This is a genomic window from Clostridium ljungdahlii (genome assembly GCF_001636845.1).
Classification (GTDB): domain Bacteria; phylum Bacillota; class Clostridia; order Clostridiales; family Clostridiaceae; genus Clostridium_B; species Clostridium_B ljungdahlii_A.
Genome location: NZ_LITT01000007.1, coordinates 67,642 through 82,910 on the forward strand (window position 1 = coordinate 67,642; position 15,269 = coordinate 82,910).

Annotated in this window: 17 protein-coding genes; all 17 read left to right on the top strand. The window is 31.2% G+C overall.

What is annotated here, in order from left to right; all coding sequences use genetic code 11:
* Window positions 1-2 precede the first annotated feature (2 nt).
* On the top strand, window positions 3-434 hold the full coding sequence (locus WY13_RS03980) for a hypothetical protein (protein ID WP_063554414.1): 432 nt from the start codon (window positions 3-5) through the stop codon (window positions 432-434).
* Window positions 435-439: 5 nt separating this feature from the next.
* Window positions 440-1,348, top strand: a complete 909-nt coding sequence (locus tag WY13_RS03985) for an Ig-like domain-containing protein (RefSeq protein ID WP_082848367.1) — start codon at window positions 440-442, stop codon at window positions 1,346-1,348.
* 12 nt (window positions 1,349-1,360) lie between these two features.
* Complete coding sequence (locus tag WY13_RS03990; protein WP_063554415.1) at window positions 1,361-1,816, top strand: hypothetical protein; 456 nt, start codon at window positions 1,361-1,363, stop codon at window positions 1,814-1,816.
* Entirely contained in the window at window positions 1,764-1,976 is a 213-nt protein-coding gene (locus WY13_RS21470) for a hypothetical protein (RefSeq protein ID WP_082848368.1), read from the top strand. The genes WY13_RS03990 and WY13_RS21470 overlap by 53 nt, the downstream gene beginning before the upstream one ends.
* A gap of 96 nt (window positions 1,977-2,072) precedes the next feature.
* Window positions 2,073-2,693, top strand: a complete 621-nt coding sequence (locus tag WY13_RS03995; protein ID WP_063554416.1) for a hypothetical protein — start codon at window positions 2,073-2,075, stop codon at window positions 2,691-2,693.
* Window positions 2,694-2,775: 82 nt separating this feature from the next.
* Window positions 2,776-4,971: a phage tail tape measure protein gene (locus WY13_RS04000; RefSeq protein WP_063554417.1), complete on the top strand. Its 2,196-nt coding sequence runs from the start codon at window positions 2,776-2,778 to the stop codon at window positions 4,969-4,971.
* 13 nt (window positions 4,972-4,984) lie between these two features.
* Complete coding sequence (locus tag WY13_RS04005) at window positions 4,985-5,419, top strand: hypothetical protein (protein WP_063554418.1); 435 nt, start codon at window positions 4,985-4,987, stop codon at window positions 5,417-5,419.
* Entirely contained in the window at window positions 5,406-6,521 is a 1,116-nt protein-coding gene (locus WY13_RS04010) for a hypothetical protein (protein ID WP_063554419.1), read from the top strand. The genes WY13_RS04005 and WY13_RS04010 overlap by 14 nt, the downstream gene beginning before the upstream one ends.
* A 2-nt stretch (window positions 6,522-6,523) precedes the next feature.
* Window positions 6,524-6,868 carry a hypothetical protein gene (locus WY13_RS04015; RefSeq protein WP_063554420.1) on the top strand — a complete coding sequence of 115 codons (345 nt, stop codon included), beginning with the start codon at window positions 6,524-6,526 and terminating at the stop codon, window positions 6,866-6,868.
* Window positions 6,869-6,879: 11 nt separating this feature from the next.
* Window positions 6,880-7,443: a hypothetical protein gene (locus WY13_RS04020; protein WP_063554421.1), complete on the top strand. Its 564-nt coding sequence runs from the start codon at window positions 6,880-6,882 to the stop codon at window positions 7,441-7,443.
* Window positions 7,440-8,447: a hypothetical protein gene (locus WY13_RS04025; RefSeq protein ID WP_063554422.1), complete on the top strand. Its 1,008-nt coding sequence runs from the start codon at window positions 7,440-7,442 to the stop codon at window positions 8,445-8,447. The genes WY13_RS04020 and WY13_RS04025 overlap by 4 nt, the downstream gene beginning before the upstream one ends.
* An 11-nt stretch (window positions 8,448-8,458) precedes the next feature.
* Window positions 8,459-9,706, top strand: coding sequence for a hypothetical protein (locus WY13_RS04030; RefSeq protein WP_063554423.1), 1,248 nt, complete (start codon window positions 8,459-8,461; stop codon window positions 9,704-9,706).
* Between the two features lie 12 nt (window positions 9,707-9,718).
* Window positions 9,719-11,743, top strand: a complete 2,025-nt coding sequence (locus tag WY13_RS04035) for a hypothetical protein (RefSeq protein WP_063554424.1) — start codon at window positions 9,719-9,721, stop codon at window positions 11,741-11,743.
* A 4-nt stretch (window positions 11,744-11,747) separates the two neighbouring features.
* Window positions 11,748-12,002 carry a hypothetical protein gene (locus WY13_RS04040; RefSeq protein ID WP_063554425.1) on the top strand — a complete coding sequence of 85 codons (255 nt, stop codon included), beginning with the start codon at window positions 11,748-11,750 and terminating at the stop codon, window positions 12,000-12,002.
* 14 nt (window positions 12,003-12,016) lie between these two features.
* The gene (locus WY13_RS04045) at window positions 12,017-13,012 is read left to right on the top strand and encodes a hypothetical protein (protein WP_063554426.1); all 996 of its coding nucleotides are present in this window, start codon (window positions 12,017-12,019) and stop codon (window positions 13,010-13,012) included.
* An 11-nt stretch (window positions 13,013-13,023) separates the two neighbouring features.
* Window positions 13,024-14,109 carry a hypothetical protein gene (locus WY13_RS04050; protein ID WP_063554427.1) on the top strand — a complete coding sequence of 362 codons (1,086 nt, stop codon included), beginning with the start codon at window positions 13,024-13,026 and terminating at the stop codon, window positions 14,107-14,109.
* A gap of 43 nt (window positions 14,110-14,152) precedes the next feature.
* A complete protein-coding gene (locus WY13_RS04055; RefSeq protein WP_063554428.1) occupies window positions 14,153-15,259 on the top strand; it encodes a hypothetical protein in 1,107 nt (368 codons plus the stop codon).
* Window positions 15,260-15,269: the final 10 nt, after the last annotated feature.

Genomic DNA, 15,269 nt, shown 5'->3' on the forward strand with positions numbered 1-15,269 from the left:
TTATGTCAGAAATAAGTTTTAAATATGCAGTCTCAGGAGATATCTTAGAAAACTATATAAAAGGAATATATAAGCCGCGTACCGTATGGGAACGTGCTTTTTTATTGTTAAAAACTAAAGGAGTAGACATATATAGTCCAGGGAAACATAAAGGTAAATGTACAAGTTCTTATGTAGTTCTAAAAAATACAGGTACTGTAGGATTTGAAGGGAGTAATCAAATAGGTTCTCAAACTCTAGATGTTATTGTTTATTGTCCTAGAAGTAATTACTCAGATATAGAACCTTATACAGTACAGGTAGAAAGCTTTTTAGGTGAATTGAAAGGATATATAAGACCTACAGGGAATATTACACCTGTAATTTTAGATGATAGTGTGAATGGATACACACAAACAATAGAATATCAAACATTTCAAAGATTAAGGAGGTAGATGGAATGTCAGAAAGTACAAGCTCAACAGGTACTGAAATTCAAGGTATGCCCATAGCAAATATAGCGCTGGCTGAAATTATAAATGAAGTTACCGGGCAAAAGTATTATTTTGATACAGCTGAAAAAGCTGATATTAAACCAGATTTAAGTAAAGGCAAAGAAGATATACTTAGAGTTAAGAATAGAATAATTGCAATGAACCGAACTGATGATATTTGCATTGGATATGATATTAAGTTAACTGACAATACTTTTCCACCAGAACTAATGTGCTTGGTAGATGGTGGAACTATGTCAAGTAATGGTTATGAAGGCCCTGAGATTGGAGTTGCAGTAAATAAAGTACCATTTACTTTAAATTTATATTCAGAAGAGAAGGATTATGATTCTTCTACTATAAAGTATGTTAAATTTGGTTTTAAACATAATAAAGGAACACCAGTAGAATTTAAATTTGAAGATGGTAAGTTTTATGTGCCGGAATTTGAAAGCCACGGTAGACCTAAAAAGGGTGAGAAACCAGTATACGTTGAGTATGTAGATAGTTTACCAACTGCCATAATACCTGCGCCTATAGTAACAACAGTACCAAATCCGCCAACTCCGACAAATCCTGATTCATCTAAAGGTACTCCAGGAGTTACTGTAGGAACAGATTGTAAGGTAACATGGACTTTTGCTGATGCTGTAAATGATGCAGATGTTACAGCTGCTAATTTTAAGGTAACTAAAAAGTCAGATGGTTCTGTTGTTACGGGTAATGTGACTATGGATACTACTAAGAAAATAATAACTTTTGTACCAACAGGTATATCGGCAGGTGTTACTTATGAGGCTACTGCAGCATCAATTAGAAAAGCAGACAATAGTGGAAATACAACTGCTGTAACGGTTGAATTTACTACAGCATAGGAGGAATTTTAGATGGATAAACCAAGAGTAACAAGTATAGAGGAATTAAAAAATATGTCTACAGAAGTAATAGAGCTAAGTCCTTTTTCAGGTAATAAGCCTTTTTATGCAAGAGTAAAAAGGCTTTCTATTTTAGGATTATGTCAAAGTGGACAAATACCTAACCAGCTTTTAGGTGTAGCGAGAAGACTTTTTTATCAGGATAAGATAGATCAAATAGATCTAAAAGAGTATGGAAAAGTTATTGATATAATTTGTGAAAATACATTAGTAGAGCCAAGTATAAAGCAGCTTAAAGAGATAGATTTAGAATTGACTGATACGCAGAGATTTGAATTATGGGCATATAGTCAGCAGGGGGTAGAAGGCTTGAAATCTTTTCGTACAGCATCAAAGGATAATCTCAATAATAGCAATGGCAAGGACATACAAAATAAGGCCAAGCCAAATTTTAAGAATAGAAAATGATTATGATGCATTTTGTTTTGATGAAGCGTGTTTTTATATTTTAAGCGAACTATTAGTCGAAAAACCTAGGACTCCTAAATGGAATGATGAAGAAAAACACGATGGAAGCGGCAATAAATCTACAATAGAATGGATGATGAAGCACAATAAAACATTGTAAGATGACTGTGTTCTCCTAAATACAAACAAATTATTAGAATTCTATGATATAATATATTATACAAATAAAGTATTATTTGGCATAAGGAGCACTATTATGTGGATAGCTTATACTATTGGACTTGTATTTTTAATAATGTTAGTAAAATCTATGATAATTAAGCCTATATTATTTAAAGAAAAGTGGCAGGCTGGAGCAGGGTATGGTATTCCTGCTGTTTTGTGTTTCCTATTGTTTTTTATGCTTGCTTATTTAGATTACAGTTCTGAACAAGTGTATTTTAAAGATCAGAAAGATAGATATACTACATCAAGTTGGCATCCACCAACAGTGAGTGGAAGTGTAACTCCTTCAAATCCTGCAGGTGGTCAATATGTAAGTGTACCAATTCCTCAAAATAAAAATTTAGAAGATGGACTTTTAAATTTGCAGAATGATTTAAATGCATTAGAGAAGGATGTTGCTGCAAAAACAGCAAGTACAGCAGCTTCAACGTCAACAACTGCATATGCAGCGTCAGCTAGTAATGATCCTAAAAAGCAACCTTATATGGATGATAATGGAAAACCTGCTATTATAGGTGATACAGATAGTAAAATATATCATTTGCCAGGTGACCCTTATTATGATAAAGAAATGCAAAAGTTAAGTAATAACGTTTATTTTAGGACAATAGAGGAAGCTGAAACAGCTGGATATAGAGCAATTAAAGGCTAAAATAATTTAATAGGAATATTGAAAAGAAGAATCACTTAGTTGTGGTTCTTTTTTATTATGCACGAAAAATGGAGGTGATGCAGTGGCAATTAATGCTGGATCTGTAGTTGCTTTTATGGAGTTAGATACCTCAAGATTTACAAGTGGTTTAAGCAGTGCAGGAGAGCAGATGAAACAGTTTATGAACTCTAACAATTCTGCTGAAACTAGAATTCAAAGTTTAGGTGGAGCAATGAATACTGTTGGCAAAACAGCAACAAAAGCTGTAACACTTCCTTTAATTGGAGTTGGAACTGCAGCAGTTAAAACCTCCATGGATTTTGAAGCTCAAATGTCAAAAGTGCAAGCCATTTCAGGGGCTACGGGAAATGACTTTACCAAATTACGAGAGCAGGCCATTCAATTAGGAGCTGATACTGCATTTAGTGCTTCAGGGGCTGCAGAAGGTATGGAGAATCTTGCAAGTGCTGGTTTTAAAACTAATGAGATAATGAGTGCAATGCCCGGAATGTTAAGTCTTGCGGCTGCAGGAGGTGTTGATATAGCGACAGCTTCAGATATAGCAAGTAGTTCTTTAAGAGGATTTGGTATGGAAGCTGATAGAACATCTCATGTTGCAGATGTGCTGGCAAAAGTAGCTGGAGATACAAATGCTGAAATTACAGACACAGGGGAAGCTATGAAATACATAGCTCCAGTTGCACATTCACTTGGAATTAGTTTTGAAGATACTTCTGCAGCTATAGGTCTTTTATCAAATGCAGGTATAAAAGGAAGTCAGGCAGGTACTACATTAAGAAGTGCATTAACTAATCTTGCAAGCCCGACTAAAGCAGCATCAAAAGTAATGAAACAGCTGGGAATGAATTTCTTTGATGCAAATGGAAAAATGATTCCACTTGGACAAGTTATACAACAGCTTCAGGATAAGACAAAAGGACTTACCCAGCAACAAAAAGCAAGTGTTATGGAAACTTTGTTTGGTAAAGAAGCTATGTCTGGTATGTTAGCGCTTGTTGACCAAGGACCACAGAAATTTAATGATCTTTCAAAAGAACTTAAAAATTGTGATGGTGCATCTAAAGAAATGGCCGACACAATGCAGGACAATCTAAAAGGTGCTATTGAATCAATGAAAGGATCTCTTGAAACTTTAGGAATAAGAATAGGAGATGTTTTAGCTCCTGGGATAAAGAAAGCTGCTAATTTTATATCTGCATTAGCAAATGCTTTTAATAAACTTCCAAGGCCGATTCAGACTATAATTGTTTATGCTGGAGTTATGGCTGCGGCATTTGGACCTGTAATGATTATATTTGGTAAAATAATAACTTCGACATCAACGGTTGTAGGAGCATTTTCAAAATTTGGGCCAGCAATTACTAAAGTAGTAGGAGTTTTTCCTAAACTAATAACAGGTATTTCAAAAGTAGGAACAGCATTTGGAGGATTAAAAAAAGCTGCAGGTATATTTAAAGTATTGCCAGGAATAATTAACCCACCTGTATTAATAACTATAGCTGTTATAGCCGGTTTAGGATTGATAGTTTATGAAGTTATAAAGCATTGGGATACATGCAAAAAGTATGCAGCTGCCTTTGGAAAAGCTATAAAAGATATATTTGCATCTGTCGGTGATTTTTTCTCTAAATCCATAAAAGGATGGGAGATTGCTTTTGATGAATTCAAAGATTTCCTTTCCAAATCAGCACAAGGATGGAAAATGATATTTAAAAACTTAGGTGCAGATATGAAGGCTATAGGTAAATTTATTTTTGAAGGTTTGTTTAATGGTATAAGTAGTATGGCTGGTAAAATAAAAGACAAAGTTTCTTCTATAGCAAGTTCTATAAAAAATACATTTAAATCAGCTTTAGGCATACACTCACCGTCAACATTTTTTACTGGATATGGTATTAATACAGGACAAGGATATATAAATGGTTTAGATAAGATGCAAAATCCTATTAAAAATAGATTTTTGAAGTTAGTAAATGGTATTAAAAATTTAGGCAACACAAAGCCTAATTTTTCACAACTTGATAATATTGCATTAAGTGGAGCTTATGGGAGTTCTGGACAAGGATTGAGTAAAATTAGCAAGTTTGGCTCTAGTAAATTACTTAATTTTGATCCAAAAATAACACTTTATGTAACGGTAGCAGATACAGGAGAAAAAGGTACTGCAAAACTTACTAGTGAAGTAAAATCAATGGCTAAGAGTTCATTAAAAAATGGATTAGTAGATTTCTTTATGAATGATGTTATAAGGGATTAGGAGGTGGCTTGTTTTGGATATATCTAGACTTAACGAATTTAATATACAACTTTTATATTCAGATGGTGCAGATACAGGTGCAGCAATAACAAATTATAAACCTCCTCGTCCTGCTTATTTTAGGAAGGCTGTTAGAACTGTTTCAGGATATAGTCAGTTTCAGGATAATGTTAAAAGTGACTGTATAATTGAATTTACAGCTGCTTTTCAAATTAAAGGCAATACAGATGCAGAGACTCAGGTAAATGCACAAAAATATCTTGAATTTGTTAAAAGATACAGTGAGAGATTAACTTTAATAAATGAGTTTGGAATAACATATAAAGGTTATCTTCAAAATAAATTTGATCTGGATACAACAATTGAAGGAGATATTTATTATATAGCTACACAAATGCTCTGTAACCATGATGTTAGTGGATGGGTGAGTGATAATGATGGACTCTAGTGTGACTATATATAAAAAGGCAGGCTATGTAAGTTATGGCACAAGTGATGCAGATAAGATTACAGTAAGAAACAGCCTTACAAGCATAAAAACAAACAGGGCTAAAGATACCCAGGTTACAGAGTCTACTATAATTATGGAGTATGAAAAGCTTCCTTTAGCAGCATTTAAGGGAGGCAATACAGGAATAATTGACAACTATGCACATATTGAGATTTATTTTGATGATGCGATTCAATATTCAGGAGTCATAAAGAAATATAACTATAATGAAGGCGATAAGACTATAACATTAACTTGTCATGATATGTTCTACAGGCTTTTAAATGCCACAAATGAAGATATAGTTTATGGAGCTACTACTGCAGTAAATGTAATTGCAGATTTAGTAGGAAGGGCAGGGCTTAGCTTTTATCAAGCAGGAGGAGATAATTACAGTATTTCCAATTTGAAAATAGCTGAAGGTACAGTATATGCAGATGTTATACAGAATTTTTTAGAGACAATGCATGCAGCTATTAGATGCAGTAAAGGTGGAACTATTATTTTGGAAGATCAGTATCCTGCATATATAGAAGGTGGCGGAGATAGAAACCATTTTGACTGGGTTTATAAGGATAACTCAAATAACTCTTCAGATGATGCTGGAAGAGATGCTTCCTTAATGAAAAATATATTAAAAGTTACCTGTGATGTAAAGAATGGTGATAAGACTCAAACTGTTTTTGATAAATTTGAAGATCCATCAATGACTGAGTATCTTAATGGTGAAAAATGGTATGACATAATAGATAATCCTCTTGCAAACACCCAGGAAAAAAGAAAAGCAGTAGCAGGATGGCAGTTCTTAGAGCATTGGAGAAAAAGTACGCCACTTACGATACTTCCAACTAAGGGAAATAAGAATATTGATTTAGGTCATGTAGTTAAGTTGATAAGAGACAATACGGATCCAGGATATTATTTAGTTGTTGGTATAGATACAGAAGTAACAGCAGATGGCTATCAAGATACTTTGCAATTAGAAGGTATGAGAGACAAAAATACAATATATTTAATACCTAAACTGCTTGCTTCTGGCGTTATGAAGGAGGCTAGTTAATCATGCCTGGAAGTGGATTTAAGAATTTCAGGGAGCCTGTAGTCTATGTATTAGATCAGGAACTTAGAAAAAGAAATCTCAAAAATAAAATATCAATAGATACAGGGGACCAGCCTTATAGTGGACAACTTATTGAATATCCTATACAACTTATAAGGAATGTTACAACAAAGAAAGTAGTTAAATGTTTATATGGTACTGGAACGGACCAATGGAGTGAGGAACTTATCAGAGATACTAATGGAAAAGTATATAGGATTAAAACAACTTACCCTGATGGCAGCACAAAGACAATACAAATTAATAAAGGTTCAGACAATCTGGTTGATAATATAGATTATGTCTAGAGGTGATTCAATTGAGCCTGCCAAGTTATGTTATAAACTTTGACGAGTTAGCAGATGGAATAAAAGATTATTTACAAAATGGAGTTAAAGTTGATATAGGGAGCATAACAGTTCCTACAGATAAAATGGAAAGTCTACTTACACAAATAAGAGATAAAATACAAGGCGTAAATTATAATGATTTAATAGCAGCGTTAAATGCTCTTGGAGTTAAGCTAGATGGGTTAGCTGGTAATTTAGGCATATCTGGAACACAGAAAATATATGGAGAAATGCTTCAGATACCAGCAAGTACAGGAGTTTATACTATAGAATTTGAAGTACCTGAAAAGGGGAGAATTACTGGCATAACCTATTCTCAATCAGCCTGGAATTTTCAAGATACATGGGATCTAAAAGCAGGAGATATTACATTATTTACTTGTGTTCGTACTAAAGAATATGGAGAAAATAAGTTTTTTAATGTATTCTATCCGGTAACTGCAAGACAGAAAGTAGACTTTATATTTAACAATGCCAGTGGATCTTCTAAAATATTGTGGGTAGATTTTAACATATTGGAGGATGCAGTATGAGTTTACCAAGGTATGTTATAAATTTTGATGAACTTGAAACTGAATTAAGATTTAACTTACTAAAGTTAATAGATGATGCAATGAAGAACAAATATCCTCAGTTAGATACAGGAGATGTTGAGGCATTATTAAGTGACATTGAAGATTTACTACCTGATGAAAAATATAAAGGCCTTAAAAATAGGATAGAGCAATTTTTATTATATAAGTATGATGGAGAGCAGAAAGCTCAAGGTGGTATAATTGATATACCTGCAATTATAAGTGACTATAAGAAAGATTTTATATTTGATAAGGATGTGTTTTTAACTGGATTACATTTAAATCAGACAGGGTGGAAAAAGGAAGATAGATATAGTCTTGTGATAAATAAAAATAAAATAATAGACAATGCAACTACAAAAGAAATAGGGGAGCATAAATACTTTAATACTTACTATAAGGTAAATGCCAATACTCCTATTTCTTTTATTTTACATAATTTAAGTGGTAACAGTAGGCAGGCTTTAATTGATCTAGAGTATTTACAAGATAAAGAAGTTACACCTAATCCAGTAGAACCTAAAAAGCCGGATACTGATGATATACCAAATGATTGGGATATAGCAGTTCGTATGCAGTGGGAAGAAAATAATAATACAGATATGGATCTCCATGGGTTTATTGGAGATAAACATGTGTTTTTTGGACATAACTCCTATAAAGGATTTTATCTAAATTGGGATTGGCGGCAGCATATTGATAATTCAAATCCTGAAATAATGTCTGTTAAGGGATATTATAATAAAGTATTGAATGTATATGTTCACGACTATAATGGAGGAGAGTTAAAAAACCCTGTAAATATAAAAATATATGAAAAAAGGCCTTATGGTAAAGTGCTTCTTAAAGAATACAACATGGTAGTGGAAAACACGAGTTCTTTAGGATATGGAGTGTGCAGTATAGATTTAAAAACTAAAAAAATAACAGATATGTTTACTAGAGAAAACTTATTTTGGTAGGAGGTAATAAAATGGCTATAGCAGAGGATTTTTACTATGTTGAAGGCAACTGCAGTGTAAAGAATTTAGTTAAAACATTAGTAAAAGAAATAACGCAAAATGCGGGTGTATATAAATGGGACTTGGTTGTGCCTGATAGTATAGATAAAATGGGGGCAGCTGAAGCAGATCAAACAATAAACTTAATAACAGATGGTAGTGCGACTGATAAAGTACAAACTATATTTACAGCTTCAAAACAAAATGATACTTGTATAATAAAAACAACTACATCATATAACAAAGTTTTTTATGTTAAAATTAGTAGGCTTGCAAGGGAATTGACGACAGCAGAAAAGCAAGCCATAATAAACTTTGAAAAATTACACAGTTATGCCACTTATCCGGAAGGTGGAGCAGTATACCATACAAGGACTGATGCAGAAGCATTAGAAATAATGGCAGGTAAAAATCCTAGCGTAAATGGTAGTGGCTATGACGATTATGTAAGTGCTATGACAGCAGGATTAACTTTAAATAATATAAGATTTCAAATAGCTAGTGAGTTAAATTCAGATAATACAGATATTAAGATTTCACAAGATATACAAGAGAAATATAATTATAGGCTAGCTTGGTATAGAAACTTACCTAAAGGTATTAAAGATTTTTTACCTGTGCAATATTGGATTTCTATGACAAAGGATAGTATAAATCTTGTACTTAGAGGAGATCCTTCGGCAGATGTAGCCCCATATAATAATTATCTTACAGGTTATGCTTATATAGGAGCTTTAAAACCTGTTGAAGATAGTGCTTATACAGATGATCAATACAATTTTGGGATAACTGCATCAAGCGATATGGAACCTAACTATAGTAATCCATATGGAGAACGAACTGGTACAGGAGTAACTGACTTTGTTATGATAGCCAATAAAATCGGTATGCCGTACCAACCACATTACCCTGCTTTTTATGCTACAAATCCATTTATGGATAAATGTAATGTTGAAGGTTCTAGGTGGGATCATAAGAAGCATCAATTTTCAGATATTACACTTGTACACCCAGTAGATATGGAAAGAGGTAAGTTACAGAATGTATTAGCTGGTGATTCATCAAGTATATATGATGCAGATAAACTAACATATATGAAAGATACCGATCAAGAAGAAAACTATAAGAAATTTAAAATTACAGCGCCATTTAATTTCTTAAATAATAGTGCAAATATTAACTATTGTGTTGCCATTAGATGTTATAAAGCATCTGAGTAGGAGTTGATATGAATGCCCTTGCATACAGTACCCTTGTGTAATTTTAGATATGCAGGGGAAACAGTTTATTTTGGAGCTACTTTTAAGTATGACACCTCATATAAAATTATAAAGCCTAAAGAGTGGATGCTTTCTATAGAAAATTCAAAAGAAATTGAAAAAGACTTTAGTAAAATGTTTTTTAAACCTGCTGCAGTAAATATATTAAAAGATAGTAAAAAGTATTTATATAGAAGGCTTTCTGAAATAGGTGGTAAAGAATCTCTAAGAGAGTTGAAAGTTAGATATAAAGAGATAAATATAAAAAATAACAGTATTAAATTAGAGAAAAATAATATTTTGATAAATTTGAAATTAAGTAAAAACTTAAGGGACTATAATAAAGAACTAATAATAAATTCTAGTGTTTGTTTGGAAACTAAGAAATTAGGTTTTATTAAATGCGAAAGCATAGAATTAAAAAGATATAATATATTTTTGAATATAAAGAAATGGAAAATCGTAAGAAATATAAAAAATAGCATTGTAAGTATAGAAAAAAGTATATATCTATTAAAATGTTGGCAAAATCAAATTTACAAGAGTAAAATGTTTGTAATATCCAGTAAAAAGAGCTTACTGTTGAATTTATTTAATGGATTTCTTCTTAAAAAAATAGGTAAAGCATTCTATAAAAATACTGCTAAACAGTTTAGAACTATTAACTATTGTGATATTAATAAATTCTTGCCAGTATCTCTTAGGCGAACTAATTTTGTAAGTTTAAACAAACTGGATGCAGCTTTTCAACTTGATAGAGAGTCTTGTAGGAATCTTTCAGAGTATCAAGATATTAATATTCTTAATAGGTTTAGTTTTAAAACTGTTAATAAAGAAATAACAGATAAGAAACTGAATAGGCTAACTGATAAAAGTATAATGAAAAATTTAGATCTTATATACATGTACAAAGACAGTAGCAAAAATATAAGTAAAGAAATAATAAAAAAGATAATGCAGAGGCTGTTTGGTAAAAGAATGCAGAGAATTTCATCATCACTATTTGTATATAGACGCTTTTATAAAAAAATTAGTAAAATAAACACCTATACTTTAAATAGAAATACATTTAAATATATACTTAAAAACTTAAATAGTATGTTAAAGAGGGAAACAGATAGAAATATTTATTATGACAATTATTTGCAGTTAATAAGATGCACAGAAACAAATGCAAATAAAAACTCAGGTAAATATTTAGCAAGAATAAATATAATAGATGTATATGAACAAGTAGAAAAAGAATTAAATGTATTACCTATTATAGATATACTAAAACCCTCTGACTTATTTATAAAAAATTATTGTAATAATAAACAAATTTATACAACAGAGCGTAATAAGTCTATAGAAGTAATAAAAAGATGGTGGTGGTTAAATCCTACTGATCCAAGAGATAATTTAATCATTCCTAATAAAGATTTTAATTACGACAATAGTTTGTTGAATAATCTAAACTATGAATATCTTAGATTTACTAATCATCCTATAGGTTGGGGTGAAAATTGGGGAATAGATTTCAATATTCCTGCTTATGCAGTAAGTATAGAAATTATGTTAGATTTAGTAAATATCTTAATTGAGATATGGCATAGCAATGTACAAGCATGGATGTGTTGCAGCGGAAAAGAGTCAATGCAGTTTGTTATGGAACTTTTGTATGACTGGTATACTTTAGGTACTTCTAAACCTAATATGGATTATTATAGATCTTACAGGTGGATAAGATGGGAAACTGAAAAAGTTTATTTTCTTGATATGAAAAATGGACTACAGGCAGTAGGTATACTCATTTCCAATTTAATAGATTATTTAAAGCAGCATCATTTTAATGTTGTACCAATATGGAGAAATCCAAAGAATATGGACATTGAAAGAAACTTTAATAAGAAGGCTTCCAATGGTGATTTAATAAAATCATTAGATAAAATGAAGGGTAAAAGATATTATTTTATAGATACGCAAAACACAGAAAAGAAAAATATTATAGGGAGGTAACAAGATGAGTAATACCACTATAGATTTTAAGAATCCCCGTCAAAAACAATGGGGAATATTGAAAAATAAAACTTTAGTTAAATTAAATTATGGTGGAATAACAGATGAAACTGGAGAAGAAATAGATTCATATTCAACAAATTGTTATAATGATGCACTAGAACAGGCAAAGTTATTTATAGCTCAAGGAACAGGTACAGATAATGTTCAAGTGGTTGAGTTTGTACCATATGATTATATGATGCAGCCTACTGTATAGGAGCTGATATTCTTATGAAACTTATAAAAGTTAAAGATGGATTACTGGAGGTCGAGAACTTTTTTTTGACCTCTTCTTTTAGTGATTTTGCTGGAAGTGCTAATGTAACAAGAGATATGAGTACAGGAAAAATGAAATTAATCTCCAATAATAAGATTGAAAGAAATTTTACCTATACCGAATTTGTTGTAGAACTTGAAAAAGAAAATTTTAATGATGTGGGTATAGATGATTATTCTGCAATATATTTTGACAATGGAAAGTACACTTTTGGTATTAAAGATAAAAAGCAAGCTGAACAACATAAGTTTTGGAAAATAATTAAGCAAGATAATTATGTTCAAGCATATATATCAGATGATGGAATTAATTACACCAATATAGGTGGTATGAATTTTACAGATGCAGTGTTACATCAGGGCTTTGAAAAATACAGTAATGAGGATTTTATATTAGACAACTATAAAGTATATGGAAGCCCATATGTCACTATACAAAATTTCCCGGAGAATACTGTATGTGAACTGTATGACCCAAATAATAATTTGTTAAAAGCTAGAACCTTCAACGGTGATCTGGAGTGTAAAGTATTTCTGGATGGCAATATTCAGGGATATTTTATTTTTAAAGATAGTAGTGGAAGCCCAATATATAAATCAGACCTGCTGGATCTTAAGTATGGTGATGTATATGTATTTAGCAAATACGAACTTGAAGTGATTTATAATGGATTGATTGTAACTAACACAAGTCCTGGAGTATTAAAAGACTTTCAGGAGAGCATAACAATTAAAAACATAGATACTAAAGATTATGCAGGGCTAAAAATAGGGATACATACTGCAAGTGATGATTTAATTCAACTAAGCTTGGATGGCACAGCATATTCAGATAGTGTAAGTTTAGATTTGCTTCAAGGACAAAGTAAAGATGTATTTGTTAAAATAACTAAAAATGTTGATAATCACAATTTTTCTGTGAGAGATTTTCAACTAGTAATAGATGAGTAGGTGATGACTGAATGAGTGAATTTTTTAATATAACTCTTAACAAAGATGTTGTTTTGGATGATAGTGCAACTAATAGTTCTACAGGATGGACAGGCCAGCATATACTAGATGAAATAATAGCTCACAGGATTACTAAATTTGAAGGCTTAGATGATGTAAATGTAGCAAATAAGCAAGATAAACAGGTAGTTGTTTATTCAGCAGACATGAAAAAATTTACTACTGTAGATTTACAGAATATTGGAGATGCAGCAGGATTAAGTTTAAAGCAAATAAGTAAAATGGGTATAACAGGAGGTACATCATCACCTTACGAGGTAGATATTCCAATTAATACAGTAGATTTCAAAGTTCCTAGAGTTAATGTGCTGCAATTTAAGCAGGGTGACCAGAATGTAATAAAAACTTTAAATTCATTCAGTAACTCTGAATCCAGTGATTTTGAACCTGATGATATGATAGCGTTTGATAATACAGTACATTTAAAAACAAGTTATGATTATCAAATGAAAGATGAGGGAGCTATAGGATCTAACAACGAAGAATATTCCTGTGAAATAGATAAGAACATTTTTAAAGAAATAGATGATATTGAAGAATCTGTTGATGGAGTAAGTGAGATACTTACAGTAACTGCCATACCACCAGATAGATTATTAATTGCTAGTGGAGATAGGGATTTAAGTTATGTACAGAATATAGATTACTTTAAACTAACGGGAACAGGAAATAATTTAAAAGTAGTGTGCAGTGTAGATGGTGGAACAACATGGAAAACATTTAATATGGATCATTGGGAAGATATAAGTTTAACTATGAATGATGTAAAGACAAAAGGTATAGATATGTCTATTTTCAATGCTATTAATTCTACTTACTGGAATTTGCTTAATGCAAATAAAAAAATAAGGTTTGCTTATTTACTGTCTATGAATAGTATTTCAGATACAAAGAGCATTGATAATTTAGATTTACAGTATGATGGTCAAGGCAAATGGGTACAAGCTAAAGAAACAGATTATGATGTAGTATATGTTTCAAATACCCAACTGCAGGTGCTTATAAAATTTTCAGGAGATATAAAAATAAATTACTAATTAGTTTAATATTGCAGGCTTTATAAAGATAGGAAGTGAAAGAATGACATTAAGTGTAGGAACAACGGGTGTAATACAACCAGAAACGGGATGGCAAAGATCTCAATATAATGAAGGAAGATTAATATTTATAGGTACTGATTGGCAATTATATGATGATAATTCTGGACATTTAATAAAATATCAGTTAGGTTCTTTAAAACATCAAGTTAAATTTAGATTTTTAGGAACTAAATTTAGAATGATTGGATGCGGTAGTGGATATTATTCAAATCAGTGTAAGGTAATTATAACTTCTCTCAAAACAAATCAGATTATATCAAATTATACTTTTAATGAGCATTGTACTGAAGATACACGTAATCTTACTTTAGTACATGAAAGCCCTGCTATTCCTTTAGATGAATATGAAGTAATAATAGAAGAAACATCCGGTAAAAATTTTAATATAAATTCTATTGATATAGAAAATACAGGTGAATTTTTAGCTTATATAGGACAAACATTAACTGCACCAGAAATAGGTTGGCAACGTATAGAAGATACAAATAGTATCATTACTTACGAGGGACAATGGTATATCCAAACAAACAATACTTATTCTGGAGGAAGCTGTCATTATTCAATAAATAAAAATTCCATAGTTAAATTTAATTTTACTGGAAATAAATTAAGAATTATAGCTGGGGTAGTTCCTAATTGTAGTGGAAATATTACTATTACTATTGATGGTATAAAATATCCTTTTTCAGAATATCAAAGTAGTCTTATTAGTAGTTGCTTGTTATTTGAAAAAACAGATTTAGCAAATAAAGAGCATTCATTTATGTTTTGTACAAATGATGAAAATTCAAGTATTTATAGCGTTTTTGATGCTATAGATATAGATTCAAATGGAATATTAAAACCTTATAACCCCAATTTAAATAAATATTTAATTATGAAAAATAATCAATATTATTCTGTAAAAGATAATTCACTTACTTTATTAGGAATACCAACAGATGATACACAAAAAGAGAAGTGGTTTAATCATAATGGAGTAGATGATTTGAAAGCAGTATTGTTAACACCTGATTCAAATGGAAATAAGTTAATTGATAAACTTGATAATAAATTTGAAATAAGAATGATGAAGCCTAAAGATTAGAAATGGTTTC

What these genes read in the sequence shown, in the direction of transcription:
- WY13_RS04045 (WP_063554426.1), top strand. Translation starts at nt 12,017, where the DNA reads ATGAAACTTATAAAAGTTAAAGATGGATTACTGGAGGTCGAGAACTTT.
- WY13_RS04050 (WP_063554427.1), top strand. Translation starts at nt 13,024, where the DNA reads ATGAGTGAATTTTTTAATATAACTCTTAACAAAGATGTTGTTTTGGAT.
- WY13_RS21470 (WP_082848368.1), top strand. Translation starts at nt 1,764, where the DNA reads ATGGCAAGGACATACAAAATAAGGCCAAGCCAAATTTTAAGAATAGAA.
- WY13_RS04015 (WP_063554420.1), top strand. Translation starts at nt 6,524, where the DNA reads ATGCCTGGAAGTGGATTTAAGAATTTCAGGGAGCCTGTAGTCTATGTA.
- WY13_RS04040 (WP_063554425.1), top strand. Translation starts at nt 11,748, where the DNA reads ATGAGTAATACCACTATAGATTTTAAGAATCCCCGTCAAAAACAATGG.
- WY13_RS04025 (WP_063554422.1), top strand. Translation starts at nt 7,440, where the DNA reads ATGAGTTTACCAAGGTATGTTATAAATTTTGATGAACTTGAAACTGAA.
- WY13_RS03990 (WP_063554415.1), top strand. Translation starts at nt 1,361, where the DNA reads ATGGATAAACCAAGAGTAACAAGTATAGAGGAATTAAAAAATATGTCT.
- WY13_RS03995 (WP_063554416.1), top strand. Translation starts at nt 2,073, where the DNA reads ATGTGGATAGCTTATACTATTGGACTTGTATTTTTAATAATGTTAGTA.
- WY13_RS04035 (WP_063554424.1), top strand. Translation starts at nt 9,719, where the DNA reads ATGCCCTTGCATACAGTACCCTTGTGTAATTTTAGATATGCAGGGGAA.
- WY13_RS04055 (WP_063554428.1), top strand. Translation starts at nt 14,153, where the DNA reads ATGACATTAAGTGTAGGAACAACGGGTGTAATACAACCAGAAACGGGA.
- WY13_RS04010 (WP_063554419.1), top strand. Translation starts at nt 5,406, where the DNA reads ATGATGGACTCTAGTGTGACTATATATAAAAAGGCAGGCTATGTAAGT.
- WY13_RS03985 (WP_082848367.1), top strand. Translation starts at nt 440, where the DNA reads ATGTCAGAAAGTACAAGCTCAACAGGTACTGAAATTCAAGGTATGCCC.
- WY13_RS03980 (WP_063554414.1), top strand. Translation starts at nt 3, where the DNA reads ATGTCAGAAATAAGTTTTAAATATGCAGTCTCAGGAGATATCTTAGAA.
- WY13_RS04030 (WP_063554423.1), top strand. Translation starts at nt 8,459, where the DNA reads ATGGCTATAGCAGAGGATTTTTACTATGTTGAAGGCAACTGCAGTGTA.